General features: G+C 58.1%; 29 protein-coding genes and 1 pseudogene. 18 read left to right on the top strand and 12 right to left on the bottom strand.

All coding sequences use genetic code 11. The features are described 5' to 3' along the window. Both DOU54_RS27405 and repA read right to left on the bottom strand, forming a co-directional pair. Nucleotides 1-263: pseudogene (locus DOU54_RS27405) on the bottom strand (plasmid partitioning protein RepB); the annotation flags it as partial. Nucleotides 264-337: 74 nt separating this feature from the next. Next, the gene (repA, locus tag DOU54_RS10490) at nt 338-1,525 is read right to left on the bottom strand and encodes a plasmid partitioning protein RepA (RefSeq protein ID WP_113731221.1); all 1,188 of its coding nucleotides are present in this window, start codon (nt 1,523-1,525) and stop codon (nt 338-340) included. Nucleotides 1,526-1,966: 441 nt separating this feature from the next. Here repA and trbB point away from each other — a divergent pair, with 441 nt between their 5' ends. The 12 genes from trbB to DOU54_RS10550 all read left to right on the top strand — a co-directional run bounded on the left by trbB (nt 1,967) and on the right by DOU54_RS10550 (nt 12,380). Then, complete coding sequence (trbB, locus tag DOU54_RS10495) at nt 1,967-2,932, top strand: P-type conjugative transfer ATPase TrbB (RefSeq protein ID WP_113731222.1); 966 nt, start codon at nt 1,967-1,969, stop codon at nt 2,930-2,932. Beyond that, nucleotides 2,922-3,299: a TrbC/VirB2 family protein gene (locus DOU54_RS10500; RefSeq protein WP_113731223.1), complete on the top strand. Its 378-nt coding sequence runs from the start codon at nt 2,922-2,924 to the stop codon at nt 3,297-3,299. The genes trbB and DOU54_RS10500 overlap by 11 nt, the downstream gene beginning before the upstream one ends. After that, nucleotides 3,292-3,591 (top strand): conjugal transfer protein TrbD, encoded by a 300-nt coding sequence (locus tag DOU54_RS10505; protein WP_113731224.1) that lies wholly within the window; start codon nt 3,292-3,294, stop codon nt 3,589-3,591. The genes DOU54_RS10500 and DOU54_RS10505 overlap by 8 nt, the downstream gene beginning before the upstream one ends. A gap of 10 nt (nt 3,592-3,601) precedes the next feature. Then, on the top strand, nt 3,602-6,037 hold the full coding sequence (locus tag DOU54_RS10510) for a conjugal transfer protein TrbE (protein WP_113731225.1): 2,436 nt from the start codon (nt 3,602-3,604) through the stop codon (nt 6,035-6,037). Continuing rightward, nucleotides 6,034-6,843 (top strand): P-type conjugative transfer protein TrbJ, encoded by an 810-nt coding sequence (gene trbJ, locus DOU54_RS10515; protein ID WP_113731226.1) that lies wholly within the window; start codon nt 6,034-6,036, stop codon nt 6,841-6,843. The genes DOU54_RS10510 and trbJ overlap by 4 nt, the downstream gene beginning before the upstream one ends. Further along, complete coding sequence (gene trbK / locus DOU54_RS10520; RefSeq protein WP_113731244.1) at nt 6,840-7,043, top strand: entry exclusion protein TrbK; 204 nt, start codon at nt 6,840-6,842, stop codon at nt 7,041-7,043. The genes trbJ and trbK overlap by 4 nt, the downstream gene beginning before the upstream one ends. Next, nucleotides 7,037-8,215 (top strand): P-type conjugative transfer protein TrbL, encoded by a 1,179-nt coding sequence (gene trbL, locus DOU54_RS10525; protein WP_113731227.1) that lies wholly within the window; start codon nt 7,037-7,039, stop codon nt 8,213-8,215. Before trbK ends, trbL begins: the two co-directional genes overlap by 7 nt. 23 nt (nt 8,216-8,238) lie before the next feature. Next, nucleotides 8,239-8,901 (top strand): conjugal transfer protein TrbF, encoded by a 663-nt coding sequence (locus tag DOU54_RS10530; protein ID WP_113731228.1) that lies wholly within the window; start codon nt 8,239-8,241, stop codon nt 8,899-8,901. A gap of 17 nt (nt 8,902-8,918) precedes the next feature. Further along, a complete protein-coding gene (gene trbG / locus DOU54_RS10535; protein ID WP_113731229.1) occupies nt 8,919-9,731 on the top strand; it encodes a P-type conjugative transfer protein TrbG in 813 nt (270 codons plus the stop codon). A 4-nt stretch (nt 9,732-9,735) separates the two neighbouring features. After that, entirely contained in the window at nt 9,736-10,161 is a 426-nt protein-coding gene (trbH, locus tag DOU54_RS10540) for a conjugal transfer protein TrbH (protein ID WP_113731230.1), read from the top strand. 11 nt (nt 10,162-10,172) lie between these two features. After that, nucleotides 10,173-11,474, top strand: coding sequence for an IncP-type conjugal transfer protein TrbI (gene trbI, locus DOU54_RS10545; protein ID WP_113731231.1), 1,302 nt, complete (start codon nt 10,173-10,175; stop codon nt 11,472-11,474). Between the two features lie 204 nt (nt 11,475-11,678). Beyond that, entirely contained in the window at nt 11,679-12,380 is a 702-nt protein-coding gene (locus DOU54_RS10550; RefSeq protein WP_193603320.1) for an autoinducer binding domain-containing protein, read from the top strand. Between the two features lie 6 nt (nt 12,381-12,386). On the opposite strand, the gene DOU54_RS10555 is transcribed toward DOU54_RS10550, so the two are convergent. Next, nucleotides 12,387-12,680 (bottom strand): transcriptional repressor TraM, encoded by a 294-nt coding sequence (locus DOU54_RS10555; protein ID WP_057353052.1) that lies wholly within the window; start codon nt 12,678-12,680, stop codon nt 12,387-12,389. Between the two features lie 232 nt (nt 12,681-12,912). Between DOU54_RS10555 and DOU54_RS10560 the strand changes: the two genes are divergently transcribed. After that, nucleotides 12,913-13,164: a helix-turn-helix domain-containing protein gene (locus DOU54_RS10560; protein ID WP_113731233.1), complete on the top strand. Its 252-nt coding sequence runs from the start codon at nt 12,913-12,915 to the stop codon at nt 13,162-13,164. Here DOU54_RS10560 and DOU54_RS10565 read toward each other — a convergent pair. The 7 genes from DOU54_RS10565 to traA all read right to left on the bottom strand — a co-directional run bounded on the left by DOU54_RS10565 (nt 13,161) and on the right by traA (nt 21,959). Next, the gene (locus DOU54_RS10565; protein WP_113731234.1) at nt 13,161-13,655 is read right to left on the bottom strand and encodes a DUF4411 family protein; all 495 of its coding nucleotides are present in this window, start codon (nt 13,653-13,655) and stop codon (nt 13,161-13,163) included. The two genes, DOU54_RS10560 and DOU54_RS10565, sit on opposite strands and share 4 nt — an antisense overlap. Before the next feature lie 9 nt (nt 13,656-13,664). Beyond that, nucleotides 13,665-14,858: an ImmA/IrrE family metallo-endopeptidase gene (locus tag DOU54_RS10570; protein WP_113731235.1), complete on the bottom strand. Its 1,194-nt coding sequence runs from the start codon at nt 14,856-14,858 to the stop codon at nt 13,665-13,667. A gap of 290 nt (nt 14,859-15,148) precedes the next feature. Then, nucleotides 15,149-16,096: a pPIWI-associating nuclease domain-containing protein gene (locus tag DOU54_RS10575; protein WP_286079883.1), complete on the bottom strand. Its 948-nt coding sequence runs from the start codon at nt 16,094-16,096 to the stop codon at nt 15,149-15,151. Nucleotides 16,097-16,305: 209 nt separating this feature from the next. Next, nucleotides 16,306-16,926 (bottom strand): TraH family protein, encoded by a 621-nt coding sequence (locus tag DOU54_RS10580; protein ID WP_113731237.1) that lies wholly within the window; start codon nt 16,924-16,926, stop codon nt 16,306-16,308. Nucleotides 16,927-16,940: 14 nt separating this feature from the next. Beyond that, entirely contained in the window at nt 16,941-18,104 is a 1,164-nt protein-coding gene (locus DOU54_RS10585; protein WP_113731238.1) for a conjugal transfer protein TraB, read from the bottom strand. Beyond that, nucleotides 18,094-18,651: a conjugative transfer signal peptidase TraF gene (gene traF, locus DOU54_RS10590; RefSeq protein WP_113731239.1), complete on the bottom strand. Its 558-nt coding sequence runs from the start codon at nt 18,649-18,651 to the stop codon at nt 18,094-18,096. Before traF ends, DOU54_RS10585 begins: the two co-directional genes overlap by 11 nt. Beyond that, nucleotides 18,648-21,959: a Ti-type conjugative transfer relaxase TraA gene (gene traA / locus DOU54_RS10595; protein ID WP_113731240.1), complete on the bottom strand. Its 3,312-nt coding sequence runs from the start codon at nt 21,957-21,959 to the stop codon at nt 18,648-18,650. The genes traF and traA overlap by 4 nt, the downstream gene beginning before the upstream one ends. A 256-nt stretch (nt 21,960-22,215) precedes the next feature. Here traA and DOU54_RS10600 point away from each other — a divergent pair, with 256 nt between their 5' ends. The 5 genes from DOU54_RS10600 to DOU54_RS10620 all read left to right on the top strand — a co-directional run bounded on the left by DOU54_RS10600 (nt 22,216) and on the right by DOU54_RS10620 (nt 25,620). Continuing rightward, nucleotides 22,216-22,503 carry a TraC family protein gene (locus DOU54_RS10600; RefSeq protein ID WP_113731241.1) on the top strand — a complete coding sequence of 96 codons (288 nt, stop codon included), beginning with the start codon at nt 22,216-22,218 and terminating at the stop codon, nt 22,501-22,503. A 4-nt stretch (nt 22,504-22,507) separates the two neighbouring features. After that, complete coding sequence (gene traD, locus DOU54_RS10605) at nt 22,508-22,723, top strand: type IV conjugative transfer system coupling protein TraD (protein WP_113731242.1); 216 nt, start codon at nt 22,508-22,510, stop codon at nt 22,721-22,723. After that, a complete protein-coding gene (gene traG / locus DOU54_RS10610) occupies nt 22,710-24,632 on the top strand; it encodes a Ti-type conjugative transfer system protein TraG (protein WP_113731243.1) in 1,923 nt (640 codons plus the stop codon). Before traD ends, traG begins: the two co-directional genes overlap by 14 nt. A 261-nt stretch (nt 24,633-24,893) precedes the next feature. Continuing rightward, nucleotides 24,894-25,097, top strand: coding sequence for a WGR domain-containing protein (locus DOU54_RS28400; protein ID WP_318530252.1), 204 nt, complete (start codon nt 24,894-24,896; stop codon nt 25,095-25,097). 148 nt (nt 25,098-25,245) lie between these two features. Beyond that, a complete protein-coding gene (locus DOU54_RS10620; protein WP_424926034.1) occupies nt 25,246-25,620 on the top strand; it encodes a thermonuclease family protein in 375 nt (124 codons plus the stop codon). 36 nt (nt 25,621-25,656) lie between these two features. On the opposite strand, the gene DOU54_RS27410 is transcribed toward DOU54_RS10620, so the two are convergent. Further along, a complete protein-coding gene (locus tag DOU54_RS27410) occupies nt 25,657-25,830 on the bottom strand; it encodes a hypothetical protein (RefSeq protein ID WP_193603321.1) in 174 nt (57 codons plus the stop codon). 262 nt (nt 25,831-26,092) lie between these two features. Continuing rightward, nucleotides 26,093-26,263 (bottom strand): hypothetical protein, encoded by a 171-nt coding sequence (locus DOU54_RS27415; protein ID WP_193603322.1) that lies wholly within the window; start codon nt 26,261-26,263, stop codon nt 26,093-26,095. Nucleotides 26,264-26,563: the final 300 nt, after the last annotated feature.

The raw sequence follows: 26,563 nt of genomic DNA on the forward strand, positions 1-26,563 counted from the left end.
CCCTCGACGAGCTCGCCATAGGCGAGGTCGTCTGCTCCGATCCGATCGGAGACGAAGGAAGAGTCCAAGAGTTCAGGATCGAGATCGATGATCGTCTCGCCGGTAATCTGCTGCTCGGCCTGCGCGACTTTCTCGCGCAGCTCGCTCAACGAGCTAATCATCGATCGCGACGCCCCATGCGTCGCGTAGCCAGGCGTCGCGCGCCGTTCGGTGCCCGAATTTGCCGGCGACGTTATGTTTGCGAAAACATCTTTACGTGCCATTGAATGACGCCTCAGTTTTGATCAAACCGCTGTTTTCGCTTCGAGAAATCACAGTTTGTACCGCTGACAATTTACTAAGCATGGCGTCTCCCCCATGCCTTCTGTAGGAGTTCGATGACTTCGTTGTTCACGGCATCCATCGATTCCCGCGCACGGTCGTATGTGGACGCTGTGAACTGCGCGCGCTCAACCTCATACAGGCTCTGCTTCGTCAAACCTGCGTCCGATACAGCAGTCGACTTAACCATGTGGTTTTTCATCATCTGCTGCGCAAACATCGACTGCATGAAGCCGACCATCTGCTGTTGCGGGATATCGGTGGGCTCGTAGCGAGTCACGAGATAGCGGAACCAGTCGAGCGACACGTCGACACCCACGCTCTCGACACTCTTGAGGATCTCACCAAGCATCAGCAGGAACTGGGACATCGACATGATGTCGAGCATCTGGGGATGCACTGTGATAAGGACCGATGTTGCTGCCGTCAGTGCTGTCAGCGTCAGATAACCGAGCTGGGGAGGGCAGTCGACCACGACGACGTCATATTGGTCATCGACCTCGGCCAACGCATCGCCGATGCGAGTGTAGAAAAGTTTGCCGGCAGTCGAATCCTTGCGCTGCATAGCAATCGGAGTGTCATACTCGTATTCTTGCAGTTCGAGGTTGGCTGGCACCACATCCAGATTTGGAAAGTTCGTGGGCTGGATAACATGTTTGATTGACTTGCGCTGATCGTCGTAACGCAATGCCTCGTAGAAAGACTTCTTCTCATCCAGCTCCGGCTGGATGCCGTAGAGCGCAGTGAGGGAGGCCTGGGGGTCGAGATCAACCGCAAGCACTCGATAGCCCTTCAGGGCGAGGAACTGCGCAAGGTGAGCAGATGTCGTGGTCTTTCCCGAGCCGCCCTTGAAGTTGACGACCGCGATGACCTGCAGCTTTTCATGGGCCTGGCGATGTGGAACACGATCGAGATGTTGGCGAAGCTCGTTGACCTGGGCGGCAGTGTAATAGCGACGGCCGGTCGACGTGGTGGTCGGCTCCACGCCTTTTCCCTGCAGGTGGAGCTTCTTTAGATAACTCTGCGAGACCCCGACAAAATCGGCGACTTCCGCCAGTGAAAATTGGCGGAGGGTCTTTTGAGCATTCGGCGGAAATTTCTCCTGCCTTAGCATGTCAAGCTTCGAGGAAATATCCCCGCCCTGTGCGAGGATAGTATCCGCGAAACTCGTCACTTTCTCCAAAGCGGCCATTTTCACGTTCATTTAGCTAATCGCCTTCAGTCACGATAATCATAAGGATTTTGTCCAATTATCGTGACAATCACCCGATTCCCAGATCATGGCAAGGAAAATAGGGTAAACAAACCCTTAACTCGCTTCGGGGGGTTCTAACGGAAATTCCCGAGACATGAGCATTTCTCAACAAGATTAGCGACTTAGCGACAACGCCAGCTCTGCCGCCCCTGTGGAGACTACCAGTTTTGATAGTCAGATTTTGTCACCGATCGGCGATCAGGTCGGGTGAACGCGGGGGCTATCCTGAGAATCGGTCGCTACCACTTTTGATAGTAGCAGCCTGAGTCCGAACATCGCAAATCTCCCTGTATCCAGCAGAGGAGCACTATCGATGGCTGTGCAAGGCAGACGAGAAAGCGAGCAAACGGAACGGCTAAAGCACCTGTCAGTCGGGAGGGGAGGGCACCAATGACGCAGCACCGGTCCCTACCTCGGTTGATTCGGAAACTGCAGGAAGCATTGGGAGATCAGATCTGCATAGCGCTCGACGATCCGAGTGTCGTCGAGATCATGCTGAACCCCGACGGCAAGCTGTTTATCGAGCGGCTCGGTCATGGCATCACGCCGGCAGGCGATATGCGGCCCGGCTCTGCGGAGATTGTTATCGGCAGCGTGGCCCACGTTCTTGATTCGGAAGTCGATGACGCGCACCCGATCGTGTCGGGAGAGTTGCCGATCGGTGGACACCGCTTCGAAGGGCTATTGCCGCCCGTCGTTTCCGCACCGTCGTTTACGATCCGGCGGCGCGCATCCCAGCTCATACCGCTCGATGCCTATGTGACAAAGAAGGTGATGACGGCCAAGCAGGCCGAAATCATTCGAACCGCAGTGAAATCTCGACTGAACATCGTCGTATCCGGTGGGACCGGGTCAGGCAAAACCACGCTCGCCAATGCGATCATCGCGGAAATCGTCGAGCACGCACCGGAAGACCGTTTGGTCATTCTGGAAGATACGGCGGAGATCCAATGTTCAGCCGCAAATTCAGTTGCCCTGCATACGAGCGACGAAATCGACATGGCGCGCCTCCTGAAAAGTACCATGCGCCTTCGACCGGACCGGATCATCGTCGGTGAGGTGCGTGATGGCGCCGCGCTCACCCTGCTGAAAGCATGGAACACAGGCCATCCTGGCGGCCTTTGCACGATCCATTCGAATACCGCCCGGTCGGCGCTCCAGCGCCTTGAGCAACTGACAGCGGAGGCGAGCCAGCAGCCGATGCGGGTCGTGATCGGCGATGCGGTCGACCTCGTGATCTCCATCGAACGAACAGCCCGCGGACGCCGGGTGAGCGACATCCTGCATGTCACTAAATTTGCATGTGGCCAATATCAGACAGAATCCCACGGAGAGGAACCAAGAAATGCAGCTTAATCGGAACGCGGGAACCTTCGCTGGATTGACGATCGCGGCGGTTTTCCTGGCATCACCAGCGCTTGCGAGCTCGGGTGGAAGCCTTCCCTGGGAAGGTCCGCTCGAACAGATCCAGCAGTCGATTACTGGACCGGTCGCTGGCTACATCGCGCTCGCGGCCGTGGCGATTGCCGGTGGTATGCTTATCTTCGGTGGCGAATTAAACGATTTTGCCCGCAGGCTGATGTACGTCGTGCTGGTAGCCGGGATCCTGCTAGGGGCAACGACGATCGTGGGCTTGTTCGGTGCGACGGGCGCTTCGATCGGAACTCCACTTGAAGAGCAGTTGGCTGCTCCGATGGCTGCAGGGGAGGGGAGGGATGCCTGACGGCTATTCAGGTCTGCAACGTAACCGTATCCACCGGGCACTGTCGCGACCGAATCTCCTGCTTGGGGCGGACCGCGAACTCGTTTTGATCACCGGTCTTGCTGCCATCATTTTGATCTTTGTCGTCCTCACGGTCTATTCGGCACTATTCGGGGTCGCGGTTTGGATCTTCATCGTTGGTCTGCTTCGACTGATGGCGAAATCCGACCCGCTGATGCGGCGCGTCTACGTCCGCCACATCTCCTATAAGCCCTATTACAAATCAACGTCTGCGCCCTGGCGCCGGTACTGAGGAAGCGAACATGGTTGCCCTCAAACGTTTTCGCTCGACTGGACCCTCCTTTGCTGATCTCGTTCCTTACGCAGGAATGGTCGATAACGGCGTGATGCTATTAAAGGACGGCAGCCTGATGGCTGGCTGGTACTTCGCGGGTCCCGACTCTGAAAGCGCCACAGATCAGGAGCGCAACGAACTCTCACGGCAAATTAACGCCATCCTATCGCGTCTCGGCTCCGGCTGGATCATCCAGGTAGAAGCGGTTCGCGTCCCGACGGTAGACTATCCAGCTGAGGACAGGTCTTTTTTCCCCGACCCCGTAAGCAAGGCAATCGAGGCGGAGCGCCGGGCGCATTTCGCGCGTGAGAAGGGGCATTTTGAGAGCAAGCATGCGATCATCCTGACCTACCGTCCGCTCGAGTCAAAGCGCACGAGCCTTAGCAAGTACATTTATTCCGATGAAGAGAGCCGGAAGCGATCTTATGCTGACACGGCTCTCTTCCTGTTCAAGAACTCGATCCGAGAGATCGAGCAGTATTTGGCGAACACGTTGTCGATCCGCCGCATGCAAACCAACGAAACTTTGGAGAGGGGAGGGGCGAGGAGGGCGCGTTACGACGAGCTTCTTCAATTTATCCGTTTCTGCATCACCGGTGAGAACCACCCCGTCCGGCTCCCCGATATCCCGATGTATATCGACTGGGTCGCGACGGCGGAGCTTGAGCACGGTCTTACGCCACGCGTGGAAAACCGGTTCCTCGGCGTCGTCGCCATCGATGGCCTTCCGGCGGAAAGCTGGCCAGGGATACTCAACAGCCTTGACCTCATGCCGCTCACCTATCGCTGGTCGTCTCGCTTCATTTTTCTCGATGCTGAGGAGGCAAGGCAGAAACTGGAGCGCACCCGCAAGAAATGGCAGCAAAAGGTCAGACCCTTCTTCGACCAGCTTTTCCAGACGCAGTCCCGGTCCGTCGATCAGGATGCCATGACCATGGTTGGCGAAACCGAAGATGCGATCGCCCAGGCTTCATCGCAGCTCGTCGCTTATGGTTATTACACGCCGGTGATTATTCTGTTCGATGTTGATCGAGAAGCGCTGCAGGAAAAAGCGGAAGCAGTTCGCCGCCTGATCCAGGCTGAGGGTTTCGGTGCGCGCATCGAAACCCTCAACGCCACGGACGCCTATCTCGGCAGCCTGCCCGGCAACTGGTATTGTAATATCCGCGAACCGCTGATCAACACGAACAATCTCTCCGACCTTGTGCCATTAAACTCGGTCTGGTCTGGCTCTCCATTTGCCCCTTGCCCGTTCTATCCGGAAAACTCTCCGCCGTTGATGCAGGTTGCCAGCGGCTCCACCCCCTTCCGTCTTAACCTACACGTCGACGACGTCGGCCATACCTTGATTTTCGGCCCAACCGGCTCGGGTAAGTCCACTCTTCTCGCGCTGATCGCCGCCCAGTTCCGTCGCTATGAGCACGCGCAGATTTTCGCCTTCGATAAGGGTCGGTCACTCGAACCGCTCACCCTTGCGTCCGGCGGCAATCACTACGAGATTGGATCCGATCGGGACGGCGAGGGGTCACAGCTCGCTTTTTGCCCGCTTGAAGATCTTGCGAGTGACGAAGATCGAGCCTGGGCGTCGGAATGGATCGGAACGCTTGTCGCACTTCAAGGTGTCAACATCACCCCCGATCATCGCAACGCTATCTCGCGTCAGATCATGCTCATGGCGCTCTCTAATGCACGGTCGCTATCCGACTTTGTTTCCGGTGTTCAGATGCGCGAGATCAAGGATGCGCTGCACCACTATACGGTCGACGGCCCTATGGGCCATCTCCTCGATGCCGAGCAGGACGGGTTGACGCTTCGCGCCTTCCAGACGTTCGAAATCGAGCACCTCATGAACATGGGCGAACGTAATCTTGTACCAGTGCTTACCTATCTCTTCCGACGGATCGAAAAGCGACTCGATGGCTCGCCGAGCCTGATCGTCCTCGATGAAGCCTGGTTGATGCTCGGACATCCGGTATTCCGGGACAAGATCCGGGAGTGGCTGAAGGTGCTGCGAAAGGCCAACTGCGCGGTTGTCCTGGCGACGCAATCGATTTCCGACGCGGAGCGATCCGGCATCGTCGACGTGCTAAAGGAATCCTGCCCGACAAAAATCTGCCTTCCCAACGGAGCTGCGAGAGAAACTGGCACGCGCGAGTTCTACGAGAGGATTGGTTTCAACGAGCGACAGATCGAGATCGTCGCAAATGCCATTCCGAAACGTGAATACTACGTAACGTCTCCGGATGGCCGACGGATTTTCGACATGTCGCTCGGCCCAGTCACGCTTTCTTTTGTCGGCGCCTCGGGCAAAGCCGACCTAGCCCGTATCAGGGCGCTCTTGTCGACCCATGGGAAGGACTGGCCGAGCCAGTGGCTCATTGAAAGGGGAATGCAACCACTATGAGTAAAACAAGCAGAATTCTGGCTATCCACAGGGCGTTACTTGCTTCCGCCGTTGCCGCCGGCCTCGCCATATCACCTAGCCCGTCGTTCGCAAGCGGCGCGGTCACGGGCGCAACCGAAATGACCCAGATGCTTAACAACGGCGAACTGATTTCACTGGTCGGACAATCGACGGAGCAGATTAACAATCAGATTACGCAGATCACGCAGCTCGCCGAGCAAATCCAGAACCAGCTGAACATCTATCAGAACATGCTGCAGAATACGGCACAGCTCCCCAATCACATCTGGGGTCAGGTCGAGGGAGATCTCAGCCAGCTCCAGAACATAGTCAAGCAGGGTCAGGGCATCGCATTTTCGATGGCCAATGCCGACGACCTCCTGAAGCAGCGCTTCAAGAGTTACGCCGATCTCAAGACCGGTCTCCCGAACGCCGACAGCTTTTCGTCCACCTATCAAACCTGGTCAGACACGAACAGGAATACGATTTCCAGCACACTAAAAGCCGCAAGCCTGACCGCCGAGCATTTCGACACGGAAGAGGAAACAATGGGCCAGTTGCGATCCATGTCTCAGTCGGCGGATGGCCAGATGAAGGCGCTGCAGGTTGGTCACCAGATCGCTGCCCAACAGGTGGCGCAAATGCAGAAGCTGCGCGGCATCGTTTCCCAGCAGACCACGATGATGGGAACCTGGCTACAAAGCGAGCAGACCGACAAAGACCTCGCGCAGGCCCGCCGCGAGAAATTCTTCAATTCGAATGTCCAGTCCGTTCCGACCGGCCAGAAAATGGAGCCGCGTTGGTGAACCGTTCGGTAATAATCATTTCCATTTGTGCCGCGATAGCCGGCATTGCCACCGTTGCGGCCGTCGTTGTGATCCGTGACGAAAGTGCGGCTGCACCGCAAATGAGTGAAGAACAGCGAGCGGCCCGGGAAAAGTTCTTTGGCGTCCCAAAGGAACCTGCTCCGATCGAGAAGGGCCAGGAGATGCGGCCAAGATGGTGACCCCGGCGGTTAGACGCAGCTTTGTGATCACTGGAGTTGTCTGCCTCATCACGGCAGTCCCGGCCTTTGCTCAGCAAGGGCAGGTGTTGACCGAACTCGAAAATCAGGTCTCAGCGGCGGCCAAGGGGTGGGAAACCACGGTCATGGACGCGGCGAGATCCCTGTTCTGGATCCTCGCTGGGATCGAGGTGGGAATAGCTGCCGTTTGGCTTGCGATCCAGGCCGCATCTTTGGATAGCTGGTTTGCCGAGCTGGTCCGCCGTATCATGTTCATCGGCTTCTTCGCCTTTGTGCTGACGCAAGGCCCAACCTTCGCAAAGGCGGTTGTCGATAGCCTGTTCCAGATCGGTGCTGGCGGCGGATCAGCCTCGCCGGCCGAGGTGTTCGACGCCGGCATCCGCGTCGCTTCCCAAATGTCCGAGCAGGCAAAATTTGGGGTCTTTGAAGATAACGCGCTGGCAATTGCTGCAGTCCTGGCGATGGGTATCGTCGTGATCTGCTTTTCGCTCGTCGCTGCCATCTTCGTCTCGGTGATGGTCGAGATGTATGTCGGCCTGCTTGCCGGCATGATCATGCTTGGCCTTGGCGGATCTTCTTTCACCAAGGACTTCGCTGTCCGATATCTGGTCTATGCATTCGGCGTAGGAATGAAGCTTATGGCGCTGGTCATGATCGCCAAGATTGGCTCGAACGTCCTGCTGGGCTTGGCCCAAGCGCCGACTGCGACCAGTGATCAGTTCATCACCACCCTTGCCATCGCAGGCATTTCCGTCGTGGTCTTCATCATCGCGATGTACGTGCCGAACATCATGCAGGGCTTGGTTCAGGGCGCGTCAGTGTCTGGTGGAATGGAAACCGTCCGCCACGGCGGGCAGGCCGCGTCGTTTGCGGCTGGCGGCGCGTTTCTCGGGGCGGGTGCTATCGGCGCTGGCTTTGCAGCCGCGCAGGCCGCCCGAGCAGGCGGTTCCTCTGCTGCAGGCTCCGTGCTGAAGGGAATGGGCGCGAGCTTCAGTTCCGGCGCGATGGCCGCGGGATCCGCAGCGAAGGAAAAGGCGATCGGATCGCCAGGCGCCTATGCCGGCTCACTCTTGGGGCTCGCCAACGCAAAGCTGCAGGAGAGCCGGTCCGGGCATGCCAGCCCACCGCCTGCACCTGAACGAAATGACAAATAATTTTCAAAAGATTGGATTGATTGATGGCCGCAGACCGTGCCCCAGATAACCCGTATCTTGCCGCCCGCCAAGAGTGGTCGGAACGCTATGGGTCCTATGTCAAAGCCGCTGCGGCATGGCGCGCGGTCGGCATCCTCGGACTGACGATGGCGGTGATCGGTTTCGGTTACGCGCTCTATCTCAGTTCGCAGGTGAAGCTCGTTCCGTACGTGATCGAAGTCGACAAGCTTGGAAATGCGGTGAACGCCGGATTCCCGCAGCAGATCGAATATGCCGATGCCCGGGTTGTTCGCGCGACGCTCGGCAATTTTGTCACGTCGTTCCGTAGCATCACCCCGGACGCCGTTGTCCAGAAGCAATACATCGATCGCACCTACGCCTTGCTTAGGACCTCGGACCCATCCACCGAAAAAATCAATTCGTGGTTCAGGGGCAACTCGCCCTTCGAACGTGCGAAATCGGCCACGGTTGCGATCGAAGTGAACAACATCGTCGCCTTGTCAAACCAGACCTATCAGATCGACTGGACCGAATATGAGCGGGACCGGAAGGGCAAAGAGACAGGGACACGGCGCTTTCGCGGGATCGCCACGGTCGCGCTCACTGCACCGCAGGACGAGGCCATAATTCGGCTAAACCCGATCGGGCTCTACATCCGCGATTTCGACTGGACCGCGCAGCTCTAGGAGCAGGGGAAAATTTCATGATGAGGATTGGATTTCTGGCGGCCACCGCCTGGCTGGCCGTAACACCGTATGCTGCTGCTGCGGATTCGCAAGGCATGACCTATAAGGAAGCGAAGGGAACGGGCCTGTCGGGTAGTTGGAGAGGGTCGACCGGCCTTGTCACACGGGGAGCGGATGGGAAGGTGATTTTTCTCTACGGAGAGACCCAGCCGTCCGTCGTGTGTTCGCCCCTGCAGGTATGCGACATCGAACTTCAAGGTGGTGAGATCGTAAGGGACGTTTTGGTCGGTGACACCGTTCGGTGGAAGGTTGAGCCGGCGACATCAGGCGCCGCCAACGGTCAGGCGATCCATCTCGTCGTCAAGCCATCGGAACCGGGACTGGTGACATCGATGGTGGTAACAACCTCCCGGCGCACCTACCACATCCAGCTCAAATCCCATCCGACGCAGTATATGGCAAGAGTTGGCTTCGAATATCCCGAAGACGTTTCCACCAAGCTTGCCGACATCAACGCGAGGCTCGAGACGGGCGGCATCCCTGGCTCAGCGCCCGACAAGCTGAATTTCTCCTATTCGATCAACGGCGGTGCATCGTGGAAGCCGAAGCGCGTCTATTCGGATGGTCAAAAAACCTACATCCAGTTTGCGCGGTCGATTGCGGGTCAGGATGCGCCGGTTCTCTACGTTGTCTCGGGCGGACAAAATCGGATCGTCAATTACCGAATGAAGAACGACATGATGATCGTCGACTACGCGATCGACAAGGCGATCCTCATTTCGGGCGTGGGCTGGCACCAGCAAAAAGTCACCCTCAGAAGGGGAGGGTGAGGACATGCGCGCTAGTTATCTCATCCTATACCTCACTCTAGCCCTCGCCGGTTGCCAGACGACTGAAGACGGCTTGACGACCAATGCTACACCGGTCGTCTCGAGCTCCGCCGCCAGCGCGATCGCCGGTGACTTGGCAAGTCGATTTGCCGAACAGGTCCCGCCGGCCACTACCTCGGTGCGGCTGAAATCGGACAAAAGCGACTTTGCGGTCGCGCTCGAGGCCGCCCTCAAAGGTTGGGGCTACTCGGTCACCACCGAGAAGGTCAACAATGACAAAGCGGTCGAGCTTGCCTATTCCATCCAGGGCCTCGACGGCCAACTACTAGCCCAGCTCTCGACACCATCCATTGCGCTCGGCAGGGCCTATGTCGTGTCAGCGGGCGGTGCGACACCTGCCAGCCCGCTTTCCATCATGCAGCGAAACTGACGGAGGATTTTATGGTCCAATCCCTTCAACTGGGAACGCCCAACGGCCAAGGATCCGAAGGTGGAATGCGCCGTCTCAATCGGCTGCCGATCATCGCCGCGATCGTGTTCGTCGTACTATTTATCGGCGTCGTCATCGTCGGCCTGTCGTGGAGGGGCCTGTCTTTCGGGGGACGGAACAACCTCGATAGCGCTTCGAATTCACCTGCCACATCGTTTGGAGATCAGCTCAAGCGGGGCGTTGGCGACGGCATCATCGGCGATCCTACGGAACGTGAGACGTTCCAACCGACACCTACTCCGACGGTCGAACGGAAATCGGAACCGGAACAGCGTGTTTTGGAAACGCCGGCAGCAGAGCGTACAGTAAGGCGACAACCATTGGAGTCTGAAGAGGAGTGGAAGGCACGTCTCAGGAGAGAGCAGGACGAGCAATACATGCGCGAGCAGAACCGTCAGCGCATGGCCCGTCTGCAGGCACGGGCAACAGCCCTCGATTCGCCTTTGAAGGTTGACGTGTCGGAAATCGAGCGTGGCGATAGAGCCAATGCTTCGAACGCGGCTGGTACATTGACCGGAGCCAGGGGGGCTTCAGATCTTTATGCGGCGGCTATGAAGGCAGGGCTGCAGGGTCAAAACCCCGACCCGAACGGGCAAGTCTCGAAAGAAGACTTCTTCAACCAGGACATAAAGGACCTCGGATATCTTCCAAACCAGGTCGTGCCGCAGCTCTCCAGATTCGAACTTAAACGAGGATCGGTCATTCCGGCCACCTTGATTACAGGGCTGAACTCAGATCTTCCCGGCAGGATCACCGCGCAGGTTAGTCAGAGTGTCTATGACAGCGCCACCGGTTACCGGCTCTTGATACCCCAAGGGGCCAAATTGTTTGGACGCTATGATTCGAAGGTCTCTTTTGGCCAGGAGCGTGTTCTTGTGGTCTGGACAGACTTGATCTTTCCCAATGGATCAACTCTTCAGATCGGTGGCATGGCAGGGCCAGATGCTGAAGGTTATGGCGGGTTCCAAGACAAGGTCGATCGCCATCTGTGGCGCACATTTGGCTCAGCGGCGTTGATCGCCCTGATTGGGACAGGCATCGACATGTCGATGCCGCAGAGCTCGACGCTTGCTACCCAGGACACGGCCTCGGATGCCGCACGACGAAACTTTGCTGAGACTTTCGGACGGGCCGCGGAACAAACGATTTCTAAAAACCTCAACGTCCAGCCGACGATCCGAATTCGACCGGGCTACAAGTTCAACGTGCTCGTCGATCAAGACATCGTTTTTCCGGGCAGCTATCGCGAGTGACCTTTAACAGTCAGGGTGAGAAGTGCTGGTTAGCATGATGACTTCACAACTTGAAGAACGCCAACCCCCGCACGTGGCCCTTTTGGGTTGACCTGACTCTTCCGCTCAACTATCCGGTAAGGACGACGTAACGTCACATTTTGTTTCCCATTTTGAATTGCAATTTGATTGCGTTCATTTCCTCACGCGTCGGGGGGCCGTGGATTGGATCAGTGGTTTGAACATCTGATAGAGCAGGTATCGCTGGCGTTAGACGAGAAGTCAGTGAAGATCGTGCTTCAGAACCTGGCACACGAAGCTGGGTTCGAAATGTTCACCTATGTTAGCTTGCAAGCCAACACGCATAAGATCTTGTCGAACTATCCCGAGGTCTGGCAGCAGCGATATCTTGACGAGCTTTATGTATCCGTCGATCCAATCATGCTTGGCCTTAGATACAGGTCAGATCTTTTTGCCTGGTCAAACACCACAGAGGGTCGGCTGAACAAGCAGCAGCGAAAGTTCTTCGCCGAGGCGGCCGAGTTTGGGATCCGGTCGGGCGTATCTATCCCGGTCAGATCCGGGTTCGGTCAAATGGCGATGTTGACGCTGGCCTCCAGTGAGCATGGCTATGCCGAGAGCCGATCAATAACGCCGTCTTTGGCGGCCGCTGCGGTCGGTCAGATGCATGCGAGGATCGACATCCTCGAATTGAAGCCGCGTCTGCATGCGCCTGTTGAGCTAACGCCCGGCCAACTCACCTGCCTGCGCTGGAATGCAGAGGGAAAAACAGCGGACGATATCGCTGATATTGAGAAAACCTCCGCCCATAATGTTCGCTTTCATTTGAAAGGCGCAAAAAGGGCGCTTGGGGCGTCAACCTTGACCCAGGCCGCGAGGATCGCGACGATATTGGGGCTGATCTGACGTCTGTTAGTGCGCCTTGGACGTCGGCATCGGGGGAATGTACCCGAGGATATCAAGCAAGGTCGAAACCACCGTCTGCTGCGCATGGACTGCGATCATTGACGAAAGATACGCTTCCCGCGCCTCTGAAATTTCAATTTCTCCTGGCTGTTTTTTGTACCGGTCGTAGGCCAATTCCGCCTCACTGACGAGACATCGGTGCTTCGAGATAGCCTCAATTGTCAGTCGTTCAATCATGTCTACGGGCTGGCCTCCCAGCAAGCCAATGAGCGGACGAAGGACAATCTTTGGGTTATCCACCTGCTTCTAGCCTCCTCCGGTACGCCGCCGCCAAAGGCTCAGACCGTGACTTCCATCCCGATCGCTACTCCATCACAGCGAACGAGCGACCCTTATCATACAATCGGGCTGTACGACCACATCACGCAGCAGTGTGTACAGAACCCAACCTGCGCTCATAATTCGAGAAGCGGCCGGATTTGTAGAGAATACTCCGTGGTGAAATACTCTACAACCCGCTGCTTTGCTCCTCATGGAGATTCGCGACGTTTTGGCAAACAATTTGAGAGCGCTTAGGAAGGCTCGACACATGTCGCAGGAAACCCTTGCGGATGAGGCCGATATTGACCGCACCTATATTAGCTCGATCGAGAGGGGAGTTTACGCGACGAGCGTTGACGTTCTGGACCGCCTCGCCAAAGCTCTTGGGGTAGAAGCCAGCGAGCTTCTAAGCAGAGATCGAAAACAGAACCCGGGCGATGCAACTGCGCAAAATTCCGATTAGAGTTGAGAGCGCCAGCCGGTCCTGAAATCCAAGTCCGTCAACATCTGGAAGCTGTTGCACCAACGCACTTCAAGGTCGTTGCAGACGTCCGGTATCCTGCGGTTTGCGCGTTTGGTGCTCGGCTTCGAGGCCTCGACGGTCACGACGATCCTCTCGGCGCGGTCAGCTAAGGCGTAGGCAATCAGGAATGGGTCGCGGCCGACCTCGATGATCTCAGCATCGTTGAGATCCGGCGCATATTTTTCGATGACTGTCTGAACGAGGGCAGTATCGACGTCCTGATCCAGTTTGAGGGCATCATAATTGTCGCCCTCATTCAGCCATTTCGCCAATTCCGATCCTTCGGTAATCTCTTCTAATATCTCGACTGGGATCTTCAGCGCGCCGGTCTGTCCCTTATGGACGAGCCAATCCCAGAATTCTGGAACGCGCTGAATAGGATAGTAGAGGTTATGCGCCGTTATAAGGACGTTTGCGTCGAGAAGATGCACGCCGCCCCCTTAAGCCACGCCGTCGGTCAGCGAGAAGACGTTGTTCGGCTTCACGCCGAGAATCGCGGCAGCCTTGGAAGGTGAAAGGGCTCCGTCGGCTAACATCCGTTTCGAAAGGCTCAGCAGGCGATTGCCCAGCCGATGGCGACGCACAAGATAGTAGCTCGGGCCGCCTTCGCTTTCGCGCGCGCGGGCTCGTTGCGCAGCCTTGTTGTTCAGCCATTGCTGCCGAAAGACAGCCGTCACAGACGACCACATGGCTTGGTCGATGATCCCTTCGCGATAGAGCTTGTAGGCGACCATCGAGTGGCTGACCTGCCTCAGCTCCGCGATTTCGCCGATGCGGGCCATCACGATATCCTGACGCGCCCCACGCAATGCGTTCTCGCCAGCGATCTCGGCCGAAGGCAGCAGGATACGGCCCGCCACATCGTTGCAGAAGGTTTCAATGACCGATGTGGGCCGCCCACCGCTCACTCCGGTCTGGCCAAGCCAGATATGGGCAAGCTCGTGAAGTAGCGTGAAGGACCACGCCTGCTCGCTGTCTTGATCGTTGATCACTACGAAAGGTGCGACCTTGTCCGAGAGAGCGAAGCCCCGAAAGAGTTCGACATTGAGTGCACTGTGGTGACTTCCGAGATTGCCGATCAACAACACGAAAATCCCTGCGGCCTCGGCGCGTTCGCGCAGATAAGCGAAGCCTCTTGACGTGCCGCGGCCGTTACCGGATCGGAAAGACTGGAGGCTGAAGCCTAGACGCTCCCTGATCGCAGCAGCGAGTCCCTCTGGACCACCGCGGTAGTCATAAGATCCTACGAAATCCAGTGCTTCGGCCTCTTCCTCACTTTCGAGGAGCGAACGCACCATTTCCTGGCGAGCTCGAACTTCGCGCAGCAGCGTGTCGACGAGCGCCGCATCGCGTTGTGCGTATTCGTCGGGAAGGGTCCGGAAATCCTCGCCTCGTGCAGCTGTCACTGGCGGCTCGGCAAGATAGAAGGTGAGCAGGGGCCGGCGATATTGGGTCGACATCTTGATCAGTTGCGGACGAGTAGGTTCAACCTCGCCGTTTTCAAGCATGGCAAGGCGATCGCTGCCCGCAACACCGCGTGCATCGCCGATGCCGAGCTTGTCGGCAGCATCTTCGACGGTGAGCCCTGCGGTTTCGCGAGCCCAACGCAGGATCGACGGGTTGACCTTTGGCACCTTTCACCTCCGCTAGAGTCAGCCAATACTTGGTCCGATTTGATCATGCAATCGTTACGAAAGATATAGGTGTCCTGTCGACGCAAAGCCACCCGGCCCTGGGTCAGCTTTTCCACTCTCGCTCCCCATAGCACGTCGACTCCCTTGGGGCATCGCTTCGGCGAATAATCAGGGGGCATTGCATATCCCTATGCACAGATTACCCACTATCGCCGTCGCGGATATCGAAATTAACCCGGAGGGTCTTGCGCGGCAGCGATCTCTATAATCCTCACGATATAGAAGGTGATCTAGGCGGCGATGGTGGCCAAAAACATGATGCCGCCTTCGACGCGCTGTCGCAATGCCTGAAGGCTGGCAAAGGTAAGTGTTCCAGCTACTCCGTGCGTAGCCTTGTTGAAGACCGGGAAAAGCTGAAGGATGTCATCGATATCCTTTTCCACGAATCCGAGCATTTCAGGTGAATCCGCGCCTTTCCGCTGCAGCAAGAAGCGAATCTTCGCACGTCGTGAAGGGGTGCCTTGCTGTGTTTTCTCGCAATTGGCGTCCGCTGCGAGCACAGCTTCGTTGTCTGCCCATCGGTCCAGAATCTCCGAGAAAATCTCCCTTACGCTGGTACAGAAATGCCTAGCCGCATCGGTGTTGGCTGGATTGAGGACAAAAAGCGCTCCCCGCCATCGGTCGCACAGGTCGCTCGAAAGGTCTGCCAGGTAGTCGAGGATTCCCGTGTCCTGCGCGTTTTCCGCATGTGCGCTTGCATCGGTGTTCAATGCATAAGCTACCGCAACACTGTTGCTACTCTCGCGCTCGGCCGCAGAGAGGATTTCCTCGTTGACGGAGCCAGCGTGCTCCATTCGCTCGTACCGAGCGCTCAGGTCGAAAGATGAGTCCCTGACGTCAACATATCGCGTTGTGGTTAGAGCGCGAAGTGCGGACAGTCGGCTTTGTCGCTCGCGCTCCACTTGTGCGTTATGCGACCGTACAGCTTGGTTATATTTGTTGATGGCGGCCTGGCGCTTTTGGTTATGCTGTCGGACCTCCCGGTTATGAGCTTCCACCACGCGCTTGTTGTGCTGATTGACTCTATCGATCTCGCGGTTGACCTCACGTACCTGCTTTTCGTAAGCAGCTTTATTGGCTCGGTTTGCCCGGTCAACTTCTTGGTTATACCGCCGGATCGCATCCCGCTGCTTTTGCTCTTGCTGCCGAACCCAAGCGTTATACTGGGATGGCGTCATTCTCCGGACCATCAATCCCTCCCTGATCCTCTCGCCAACGTAGTAGGTGGGCTTGGTGCTATGTTTCTTCAAGTGTAGGTTTGGTATCGCGCAACGGTCGCAAAAGTCTGGCGCGAATTAGGATAATTGTGACGGTTCTCCAGCAACAGATGAGTCGGTTGGTCCGGTGCGGTCAACGTGACCACCCGCCCAAATACAAGAGATTCCCTTCACCGAATCCCGATACGCGAAAGATCGACACGGATACCAGCTTTGCCTGCGTCCATTTTTTCCACCGGTTCGCCTTCTGAGCCACCCGCTGTGTCCGTTAGTCCACTGTCTTCGACCGGTTCCTCCCGCTTGCTCGATTTGCCGTTGATGAAAGTCGCTCCGCCGGGGTCTTCGGCCTCAAACACACGCGTTCCTTCGAACACCCCGGTTCGCCACGCATAGATCGCGTCATCCACCATTTGCGGCAATACCTCCTGGTTCGTCGGCCGACCGTACCATTTCGTCACGATACGGGCGACCTTGGCAAAGAGAGCGGTGCCCATGCGAAGGTTTGAACAAGAGTCAAAGATCTCCGGCGTCAACTGGGAGGTATCCGTGATGCCAACGCCCGCGGGAAATTGGGTTATGCCAATGCGGACGTTTGCTTGACCGACATAGTTGCGGATGGCGTCAACGCCCATCGCAGGATCTGCAGGCTTCGGAACAAGCACCAGCCTTCCACCGATCTTTACCGAAATGGCCAGCGGATCGTCGGACCCGGCGGCGCTGATGAATTGTTCGACGATTGCTGGAGTGAGCGAGGGATCTGAGCATTTCTCGATGAGAGCCATGTCGATCATAGTCGTCTTTCTGATCAGCGGTTGAAGGAGGTTACGAGCGGTTTGTCGAAGAGCCGTGCCCAGGCAACCGCACTTGCAGTTTGAATGGGGACGATTGAGGTGCCTTCAGTCCACCATCCGTTTCCGACGGCGACGATCATGTCCGGGTCATGAAAGATCGAGTGCAGGATCGGCCAGACGAGCAGTTGCTCATAGCAGATCAGCGGGGCAACACGCGTACTGCCGATGTCGACAACAGGATTATCGAAGAAGTGCGCTCGCGCGCCCCCGCTTTCCCCAAGCAGCCGGCGCCAAGGCTGCCACATGGCGCCTGGCACCGGCATTCGCTCCCGATAGATTATCTTCCCGCCCGCTTCGGTGATAGCGACCAGCACGTTGTCATAGCCACCTTCGATGACGACTGCTCCACCGGCAATCACAATCTTATCGGAGTCCTTCAGCGCTCTCTGCCAGACCCGCTCTGTAGTCGGCGTCCAGAAGCCAAGCGCGCTTTCCGGAAAAACCGTGACCCGACCGCCGGTCGGGAACGTTACGAGCGCAGCACCTGCCAGATCGAGCTGTCGCTGAAGCGACGGGTCACGACCAAGGCTCGCACCATATTCGAGGTCGACACCCGTCCACCCCGGGGGTAGAAGGGTGGGTGTCCAGCTAGCGGCGGACCAAGCCCAGATGCCCGAAAGGGCAAATATTGCAATCGGCCTACACCGTGTCACGAGTACGGCGAGGCCGGTTGCAAGGACCACGAGGCCGAGCCAGCGCCATCCAGGAAACAAGACGCCTGCAGCGGTAATTGGGTGCGCCCAGCCCAGGATTCCGAAGGGCGGAACTGCCATTAGAATACCGGCCGCGAGATAGCGAAAAGCTCGCTCCAATTCGTCCGCCGCGCTCCAGAGCAGGGTATGAACGAACACAAAGGCGCCCGACGCGACGAGCCAGAGCAGGATCCCGGGTAGTATGTCGGAGCCATAAAAGGTCGCAACGCCCTGCGGCAGTCCGCGCGACGCAGCCAGAAAATAGCCCCCTGAAACAAGCGCTGCGACTTTTCGAGACTTTGCCATCGACCAGACGACTGGGAAGGCGAGCGACAGGGGAAGCGCGAGGACAAAGCCGCTCCAGGCCAACCAACCGGCGCCGATCGCAGAGACAACGAGGAGGCTCGTTCGAAGGTCAGGGCGCAAAGGTCAGCACCTCCTTCGCCAGGCCGAGGATCCCCGCAACCGGGAGCGGACCGAAGTATCGCGAGTCGTACGATCCCTTGAAATCAGAGTGAAGGAAGACAAACCCGTCGCGGACCACGCCGCCCGCATAAGGGGTGAGTGATCTCCCCTCTCCGTCTATCGGAGCCAGCCTTGAATTGGGCAAGGGGATGTCTTCAACGAGGACCGTTTGCTTGATCTCGACCTGCTGCCCGGCGACCGCGGCGACCCTCTTGATCAACGGCGCATATCCTCCGGGGCAAAGACCCGATCGGATATAACCGCGCTGCGCGGCGCGTTCCATGTCTGGCCTTTCGGGCGGGCAAATGAAGATGAGGTCGCCGCCACGCGCCGGCCGGTCCAGCGGTTGGATACGCCATAGTCCGATTGGCTCGCTTGGCGTGGAGTTCAGGCGATAGCCGGCGAGCCCTGCCGTTGCTATAGAGACGGGGACGCATAGAGCGGTAAAAGCCAAAGCTAAACCGCGCTTCTGCCATATCCGAAGGTGACTGTGGATAACGGAATTCATTTGAGTGATAGCCCTTGGGATTTGGTTTGGCGGAGGGTCTCCGCCTGCTTTGCCGCGTTGACGCTGCGCTCATGCGCCGCCAGTTGCTGGCTGGCGCGCATCAAGCTCCAGGCGGATTGGATCTCGGCTTTTTGCCCCGGATTCATGCCCGATGTGACGGTGCGGAACGTCTCGCCGCTTGTGTCTTTGGCAGCCAGGGGCAGGAAGGTTCTTTCGCCGAAACGTTCCGAGACCGCGCGCGCAAAGCCTTCCAGTTCTGCCTTGATCATCTTGTCCGCGAGCGCGAACTCCAGGCCGGACGGAAGATCGTTCCGGTCGATGGCGTCACGGACGCGCTCGAGGACGCTTTTCGCGCTAGCCGACAGGGCAGGGATGTCGATCGATACCTGTCTGCGCGTCGATAGCTCCTCTCCCCGCATGCGCGCCTCCAGCGTGTCGCGCTGACGCAGATAGTCGGTCAGGCTGGCAGCGAGCGCGGGCACGTTGGCGATCGCGCGGTCCCGGTCTCGCTTGTCGGCAGCGCTGGAGAGCATGCCGGTCTTCCCTTTGAGCGGGCCAAAGCTTTCTGGCTTTTCAGCGATTGTTTGCAGTCTGGCCGCTGCACTCGCTTTATCCGCCAGCATCTTGTCGACATCGACGGCTTTGAAGGCGGCTTCAGGGTTCGCATAGACAAGCTGAAACCGGGTCGAGACCTCTTCCCATTGCTTCTTCAAGGCAGGATCTGCTGCGAGCCTGTCTTCAACAGCCTGATCGACGGTTTTGGGGTAAGTCGTAATACCAGCGACCATGGGCTTTGCCTCCTTGGGGGGATTGGATTTGAGCGTTGGGCCAAGGCCGATCCTGGCGCCGATTGCCGCAAGCCGGCTGGCCAGATCGGCCAACCGCTCGGCCTGCCTTGCGGTCCAATCAAGCCGGTCGCGGGCGATCGTTCTGGCGACGTTGACGAGATGCAGACCACGCGCCTCGGCAAAACGAAGTGCCTGCCGGTAGAGGTTGCCGCCCGAATAATCGAGCGTGGTCTCTTTGGCGTTAGTGCGCGACAGCATCTCGACGAGCCCGCCCGCTTTGGCAAAGGAGCGGCGGCCGTAATAGACGGCAAGATCCTCGCGGTGGCGCGTCATTGCCACATAGGTCAGATGCCGATCGAGCGAGAGAGAGGCGAGCACTTTCACGCGATCAACGGTAGCCCCTTGGCTCTTGTGCACCGTCGTGGCGTAGCCGTGGTCAACATTTTTGTAGAAGCGCTGTTCGACGCTTACGTGCCGGCGTTGCTCCGCGTCCCCGATCTCGGCGACGATGCGGCCAGGCGAGGCCTCGACCACTCTGGCCAGCATGCCATTCTTGACGCCGATCGATCCCTCATTCTTCAGGAAGACGATCTGGTCGCCGGCAGCAAACCTTCTTGTACCATCACCTGTCTTGAAGACGTGGCCCTCTTTGATGATGCCGCGTTCCACAAGCTTTTCGCGGGCTAGCTCGTTGAGCATACGAACGTCGCGTCGCAGATGCGCGAGGATCAGCGACGTCTTCTCAGGATCGTAATCCCGGTTCCAGTCGGCGATCAGGTTGCTGACGACCTGGCCCTTCAGCTCCGAGGCCATCATACGGCCATGGGCGCCATAGGCTTCGACCGCTCTGCCGATGTTGCCACGGGCAAGATCAAGCGACGCGTCCCGCATCCATTCTTCGCGCTGACGATAGATGGTTTCCAGTTCCGCATAGCCGATGCGATCGGCGATCGCGCGGAATGCGGCGCCGGCCTCGATCGGCTGCAACTGTTCGGGATCACCGACCAGAACCAGCTTGGCGCCGGTCTTCGTGACAGCTTCGACGAAGAGCGCCATCTGCCGGGATGAGACCATGCCGGCCTCATCCAGCACGAACACGGTCTTATCATCGAGCTGGTTTCTTCCCTGATCCCAGCGCAGCTCCCAGGACGACAGGGTACGGGAGACGATACCGGCTTCTTTCTCCAGACCTTCGGCCGCCTTGCCGGCGAGCGCACCCCCGACGACACGATAACCGGCCGCTTCCCATGCCTCGCGGGCCGCCTTCATCATCGTGGTCTTGCCAGCGCCGGCGCGACCAATCACGGCTGCGATCCGCTCTGGCCCGGCGACATGTTCAATCGCTACCTTCTGCTCGCTGGACAGGCGCTCGTGTCTCCCAAAGACGGCCGTCAGCACGGCGTCTTTCACGCCATGCGACGTGCGCTGAGAGAGCCAGATGGCGCGATTGGCCATTTCGGCTTCGAGCCGGATCAGTTCGCGTGTCGTGTATTTTGCAGGTTGCCGGACCCCAGTCGTAAAGTCGATCCGCTCGCGGTCAAGCCGCAGCGTCTGTGGGTCCTGCAGGATGCGCGCCATTAGGTTCCGGAAGAGGGCGGGATCGTCGATATAGCGATGGAGCACTTTGGCGATATCGCGCTCATCGAATACGCTTTTTTCGCGTGTGATCAGGTCGAGCACGATCTCGGGACTAGCTTGGATGCGCCGAGCATTCTCCACCCGTCGCTCCTCCTGCAACTCCAGCCGCTCAAGGGAAACCGTCTCGGCCGCCGTGCCATCTGCGGTCGCGACCTTTCGCTCGATCGCCTTGGTGCCGACTCCGAGATGAATGGTCGGTGTCAATTCTATCCCTTGCCTCTCGAACGAACGACCGTCAACGCGGATGTCGAGACCGGCAAGCGCAAGATGCCGGTTCTGGCAGGCGAACCAGCCATCGCGAAACTCGTTGAAATCGTCGGCACCGCCGGCCCAAAGCTTGTAAACGATCTTGCCGGCATCGTTGCGGACCGGATTGCCGTCAGCTCCGGTCACCGGGACTTTCTTGGGGCCGAAGCCGTCCTCCGACAACGGTCGCAAGGTGGTCATCAGATGGATATGCGGATTGCCGGGTGCGTCATGAAAAACCCAATCCGCGACCATGCCCTTGGACGTGATGTGCAGCGCTACGAACTCCCGGACAAGCTCGATATTCTGCTGAGGTGAAAGCTCGATCGGCAGAGCGATCGTCACATCCTTGGCAAGCTGCGCATCCGAGCGCTTCTCGAAATCCTCGACCCTGTTCCAGAAGGCTTCTGACGCACCGGATACCGAGCGGTCGGCAATCATCGACCGGAGCCACTCCGGCGCATCGGCCGGGATCGAAAACTCCTCGTGCAGCAATCCCTGTTTGCGGGTGTAGTCGATCGTGCGGGCTTCCCGCTTATATTCCATCTTGGCGCAATGTCGGTAGGCCGCAGACAGCACCGCGCTGCGGCCGGAACCGCGGGCAACGATGCTGACTGAGAAATGCGGGACGGCCACGAGCAGGACACTCCATCTTCCGAATGAATTCAACATATTCGAGAGGATCGGAGCGGCCCCGCCGGGGCCTTCAGCCAGAGCGTCGCGTTAGCGACGTATAATTGCGCCCTTGGATGCCGTCCTTCGAACGGCCGGGATGATGGTCAAAGGCGTTGGCAGAGCCAACTACCACTTATGATAGTCGCTTCGCGCCTGAACTTCTGAAAGTTTCCAAAAGGTCACAGACAGGAAAAACGTTCAGAAGGATCGATCGGAAATGAAGAAATCGTCGCTTCAGCTGCGCAAGGACATTGCCAAACTCCAGGAGCAGCTTCGTCAGGCGGAGACACGCGAAGCCGAACGGCTCGGCCGGATCGCATTGAAGGCGGGCTTGGGAGAGATCGAGATCGAAGAGGGCGAGTTGCAGACAGCCTTCGAGGCCGTTGCGAAGCCGTTTCGCGAGAGCCAACGGAGCCCGAAAGCTGGAGCGAGCGGAGGCGAGGCGAAAGATACAAACGCGACGACCGGCTCTGGTGCGGCTTCGGGCCAACCTGCTGAGGCTTGAGCGAATGGCCCGCACAACAATGTCTGACGCGCGCAAGAAAGATACGCGGGAAAAAATTGAGCTCGGCGGTCTCATCGTCAAAGCGGGCCTGAGGTTCGAAAAGAGAGCGCTTCTACTCGGAGCGCTGATCGACCTCCAGCAGCGTCTGGCCCATGATGGCGCTGAGCGTGACAGGCTGATCGCTATCGGGTCGGGGGCCTTCGGCGATGACGGCGAATAAGATTATCATCACGGTGGCTCCTGCCATCCTGATGATCGTGGTTATGTTCATCTTGACGGGACACGAACAGGCACTTTCCGCACTGGGTAGATCGGAAAACGCGCGACTGATGCTCGGCCGCACGGGTATCGCGTTGCCGTTCGTTGCGGCGGCAGCACTAGGCCTGATCTACCTATTTGCGAGCGCAGGCGCGGTGAACATCAAGGCGGCGGGCCTGGGTGTTCTCGCTGGTGGATTGGCGACGGCAGCAGTCGCCTTCGTTCGGGAGAGTACGCGGTTGCTCACTCTCGCGGGCAATGTGCCATCCGGCCAATCCATTTTTTCGTTCATCGACCCCTCGATACTTATCGGCGGCGGCGCAGCAGCTCTCGTTGCAGCCTTCGGGCTTCGTGTCATGGTCCTTGGCAATGCGGCCTTCGCAAGGCCAGAGCCGAAACGCATTCGCGGCAAGCGTGCGCTTCACGGCGAAGCGGAATGGATGAACATGAAAGAAGCCGAGCGGCTATTTCCATCATCGGGAGGCATCGTGATAGGAGAACGCTATCGCGTCGATCGCGACAGCGCAGCCGACCGGCCATTCTATGCTAACGATCGCATGAGTTGGGGCGGCGGCGGCACATCCGAGCTCCTGTGCTTCGACGGATCCTTTGGGTCCTCGCACGGCATCGTCTTCGCCGGATCGGGTGGCTTCAAGACGACCTCCGTGACGATCCCGACGGCGCTGAAATGGGGAGGAGGGCTGATCGTTCTCGATCCCTCGAACGAAGTCGCGCCGATGGTCGCGAGACACAGGCAGGAAGCCGGTCGACGGCTGCGAACGCTCGACCCTCGTCAGCCGGATATCGGCTTTAACGCGCTCGACTGGATCGGCAAGTTCGGTGGTACGAAGGAAGAAGATATCGCCTCTGTCGCGTCGTGGATCATGAGCGATACGGGGAGGGCGAGCGGCGTACGCGATGACTTTTTCAGGGCGTCGGGTTTGCAGCTTCTGACTGCGATGATTGCCGATGTCTGCCTCTCCGGCCATACCGAGGCGGAGGACCAGACGCTGCGGCAGGTGCGCGCCAATCTTTCCGAGCCGGAGCCAAAACTGCGCCAACGTCTTCAGGACATTTACGACAATTCCAGCTCGGACTTCGTGAAGGAGAACGTCGCAGCCTTCGTCAACATGACGCCTGAGACCTTCTCCGGTGTCTACGCCAATGCGATCAAGGAGACGCACTGGCTCTCCTACAAGAACTATGCAGCATTGGTGTCCGGCTCAACTTTCTCGACGGAGGACATAGCATCCGGGACGACCGACGTTTTTCTCAACATCGATCTGAAGACCTTGGAAACCCATTCGGGCCTGGCCCGTGTTATTATCGGCTCCTTCCTGAACGCGATCTACAATCGCGACGGAAAGGCGGACGCCCGTGTCCTGTTCCTGCTCGATGAAGCGGCTCGGCTCGGGTATATGCGGATTGTGGAGACCGCTCGTGACGCGGGCCGCAAATATGGCATCACGCTGACGATGATCTATCAATCGATCGGACAGCTGCGGGAGACGTACGGGGGACGCGACGCATCGAGCAAGTGGTTCGAGAGCGCCAGTTGGATATCCTTTGCGGCGATAAATGATCCGGAGACCGCCGACTACATCTCGCGCCGGTGCGGCACGACCACGGTCGAGATCGACCAGGTCAGCCGCAGCTTCCAATCACGGGGATCGTCGAGGACCAGATCAAAGCAGCTGGCGGCCCGACCGCTGATCCAACCGCACGAGGTGCTGCGAATGCGAACCGATGAGCAGATCGTTTTTACCGCCGGCAATCCGCCCCTTCGTTGCGGCCGTGCAATATGGTTCAGACGGGAGGAGATGAAGGCTTGCGTCTCCGACAGCCGGTTCAGCCCGAAATCCGAGCAGTGATGTTGCCGAAAGAGTTTGGCGCGGAAGGATCGTTACCCGAATGGGCGAAGACCGCCCGTGGGCTTCGTTCGCGGGACGCGAATAGAGCCGTATGCCAAAGGCAGACCGTCTGAAGTAACTTGCCACTTCACGGAGATGAATCGATGGCCACTGTCCGATTCAAAACTGTCATTGGACGCTCGCTGCCAAAAGCGCGATTCTGTCACGATGATCGCACAACCCTACCAGCTCTATGTGGAAAGAACGGACCGGACAAAAAACATGTCCCGCTTCTATGCGATGTCGATCGAGCCAAACCTCTTTGGCGAAGCTTGCCTGACACGGCGCTGGGGTCGTATCGGCGCAAAGGGTCAAATGATGATGCACCATTTCGAGCGGGAAGAGGATGCGGTTCTGCTTTTCCTGCATCTCACCCGCCAGAAAAGGAACCGCGGATATCGCACCCTTCCCAGCAACAATCTCTGATTGCAACTGAAGCGCCCCTTTCAACCATGAAAGCCGAGCGCAAATCTGCTATCGCCATTTTAGCTCCCAGGCCTGAAGGAATATCCGTTTGAAAGCCGCCACCTTCGCGTTCATTGCCGCCATCTCCATAGCGACGGTGCTGCAACCCATCTCATCCAGTGCCGCTTCCAGGAACGTGGCTCAGTTTCAAAAATGCGGTTCCGGCTCTCGTATGAACTGCGTTGTGGATGGCGACACGATCTGGTTTGGCGGTGACGAAATCAGGATTGCGGATATCGACACACCGGAGATAAGCGAACCGAATTGCCGATCCGAGCTCGCGCTCGGCAACAAGGCCACTGCCCGATTGATCGAGTTGATCAACGCTGGACCTTTCGAGTTGAAGGCATGGCCAGGGCGGGACGAAGATCGCTACGGCCGAAAGCTACGTGTCCTTACGCGAGACGGGCGCAGTCTCGGTGATATCCTGGTTTCGGAGGGCTTGGCGCGGACATGGTCTGGCAGACGCGAACCTTGGTGCTAGTATCCGGCTCGCTCGAAGGCAAGCCGGATGCGACTGTTACCGGCGCCGGTTCCAGTCGGTCTCGAAGTTGACTTCGATCTCGACGAAGAACGGGATCTTGATCGCGAGCTTCATGCCGAGCTTGCCCTTGCGGAAGAAATGCTGGGCGACCTTAGCAAGTGCGCGAAGACGGCGGCCAGTGGCGCTGAGGAATTTTGCGAGCTGTTGCATCATGGATCTCCTGTTGATTGCATTCATTGCGGGGATGAATTGCGAACCGGGAAGGAGGGCTGCACCCATTGGGCCGAAGCGGAGCGGAGGGCCTGATGGCGCCTGAATTTTGACGCGCGAGGAGCATTAAGCGGGGAAAATTCTGGCGTCATCAGGTTGCAGCCAGACGCCCGGGACGCACCATCCCTGATGTCGATGAAAAGAGATCAACAGGAGATCTTCGACAGCGCGTTATGCACGCGGCGCAGTTTGATACCGCTCCTCACGATGGTGGCTCTGCATCGACGTGGCCGTCCAGTTCGGTAGTCGCCAACGTCAGTTCAGCCTGCGCGAGATCAAGCTCGGCCTCAATCAGGCGGCGTTCGGAAAAATCGACAGCGTTACGCAATTCGGCACGAAGTTCTTCGATCTGGCATTCGAGTTCGTAGGTCATCGTCTGATCTCCTATGTGAAAGATGATCAGCGGCGCCGGGTAGGGAATGACTTCGTCAGGGATCGCTGAAGCGACCGGCAGCGCCGGGGAGTGGGGGAGCCGATTTCGTGTTGGCGGCTCCGCTGCCAACTCGAAATTGGGGGTACTGCTCATCCTTTACGACGGCAGTCCCGTCGGCATCATCATCGGGTACTGAGCACGTTCCCTTCCCCTCCGTATGGCACCAAAAAGCCGGACCCGGCTCGATGCCGGGTCCGGCTTGAAATCTCGGAGAGAAGAGAAGGCTCCGCCGGTGGCAGA

Source organism: Agrobacterium sp. MS2, from assembly GCF_003261015.1.
Classification (GTDB): domain Bacteria; phylum Pseudomonadota; class Alphaproteobacteria; order Rhizobiales; family Rhizobiaceae; genus Agrobacterium; species Agrobacterium pusense.

What these genes read in the sequence shown, in the direction of transcription:
- repA (WP_113731221.1), bottom strand. Translation starts at nt 1,525, where the DNA reads ATGAACGTGAAAATGGCCGCTTTGGAGAAAGTGACGAGTTTCGCGGAT.
- trbB (WP_113731222.1), top strand. Translation starts at nt 1,967, where the DNA reads ATGACGCAGCACCGGTCCCTACCTCGGTTGATTCGGAAACTGCAGGAA.
- DOU54_RS10500 (WP_113731223.1), top strand. Translation starts at nt 2,922, where the DNA reads ATGCAGCTTAATCGGAACGCGGGAACCTTCGCTGGATTGACGATCGCG.
- DOU54_RS10505 (WP_113731224.1), top strand. Translation starts at nt 3,292, where the DNA reads ATGCCTGACGGCTATTCAGGTCTGCAACGTAACCGTATCCACCGGGCA.
- DOU54_RS10510 (WP_113731225.1), top strand. Translation starts at nt 3,602, where the DNA reads ATGGTTGCCCTCAAACGTTTTCGCTCGACTGGACCCTCCTTTGCTGAT.
- trbJ (WP_113731226.1), top strand. Translation starts at nt 6,034, where the DNA reads ATGAGTAAAACAAGCAGAATTCTGGCTATCCACAGGGCGTTACTTGCT.
- trbL (WP_113731227.1), top strand. Translation starts at nt 7,037, where the DNA reads ATGGTGACCCCGGCGGTTAGACGCAGCTTTGTGATCACTGGAGTTGTC.
- DOU54_RS10530 (WP_113731228.1), top strand. Translation starts at nt 8,239, where the DNA reads ATGGCCGCAGACCGTGCCCCAGATAACCCGTATCTTGCCGCCCGCCAA.
- trbG (WP_113731229.1), top strand. Translation starts at nt 8,919, where the DNA reads ATGATGAGGATTGGATTTCTGGCGGCCACCGCCTGGCTGGCCGTAACA.
- trbH (WP_113731230.1), top strand. Translation starts at nt 9,736, where the DNA reads ATGCGCGCTAGTTATCTCATCCTATACCTCACTCTAGCCCTCGCCGGT.
- trbI (WP_113731231.1), top strand. Translation starts at nt 10,173, where the DNA reads ATGGTCCAATCCCTTCAACTGGGAACGCCCAACGGCCAAGGATCCGAA.
- DOU54_RS10560 (WP_113731233.1), top strand. Translation starts at nt 12,913, where the DNA reads ATGGAGATTCGCGACGTTTTGGCAAACAATTTGAGAGCGCTTAGGAAG.
- DOU54_RS10575 (WP_286079883.1), bottom strand. Translation starts at nt 16,096, where the DNA reads ATGACGCCATCCCAGTATAACGCTTGGGTTCGGCAGCAAGAGCAAAAG.
- DOU54_RS10580 (WP_113731237.1), bottom strand. Translation starts at nt 16,926, where the DNA reads ATGATCGACATGGCTCTCATCGAGAAATGCTCAGATCCCTCGCTCACT.
- traF (WP_113731239.1), bottom strand. Translation starts at nt 18,651, where the DNA reads ATGAATTCCGTTATCCACAGTCACCTTCGGATATGGCAGAAGCGCGGT.
- DOU54_RS10600 (WP_113731241.1), top strand. Translation starts at nt 22,216, where the DNA reads ATGAAGAAATCGTCGCTTCAGCTGCGCAAGGACATTGCCAAACTCCAG.
- traD (WP_113731242.1), top strand. Translation starts at nt 22,508, where the DNA reads ATGGCCCGCACAACAATGTCTGACGCGCGCAAGAAAGATACGCGGGAA.
- traG (WP_113731243.1), top strand. Translation starts at nt 22,710, where the DNA reads ATGACGGCGAATAAGATTATCATCACGGTGGCTCCTGCCATCCTGATG.
- DOU54_RS28400 (WP_318530252.1), top strand. Translation starts at nt 24,894, where the DNA reads ATGTCCCGCTTCTATGCGATGTCGATCGAGCCAAACCTCTTTGGCGAA.
- DOU54_RS27410 (WP_193603321.1), bottom strand. Translation starts at nt 25,830, where the DNA reads ATGCAACAGCTCGCAAAATTCCTCAGCGCCACTGGCCGCCGTCTTCGC.
- DOU54_RS27415 (WP_193603322.1), bottom strand. Translation starts at nt 26,263, where the DNA reads ATGACCTACGAACTCGAATGCCAGATCGAAGAACTTCGTGCCGAATTG.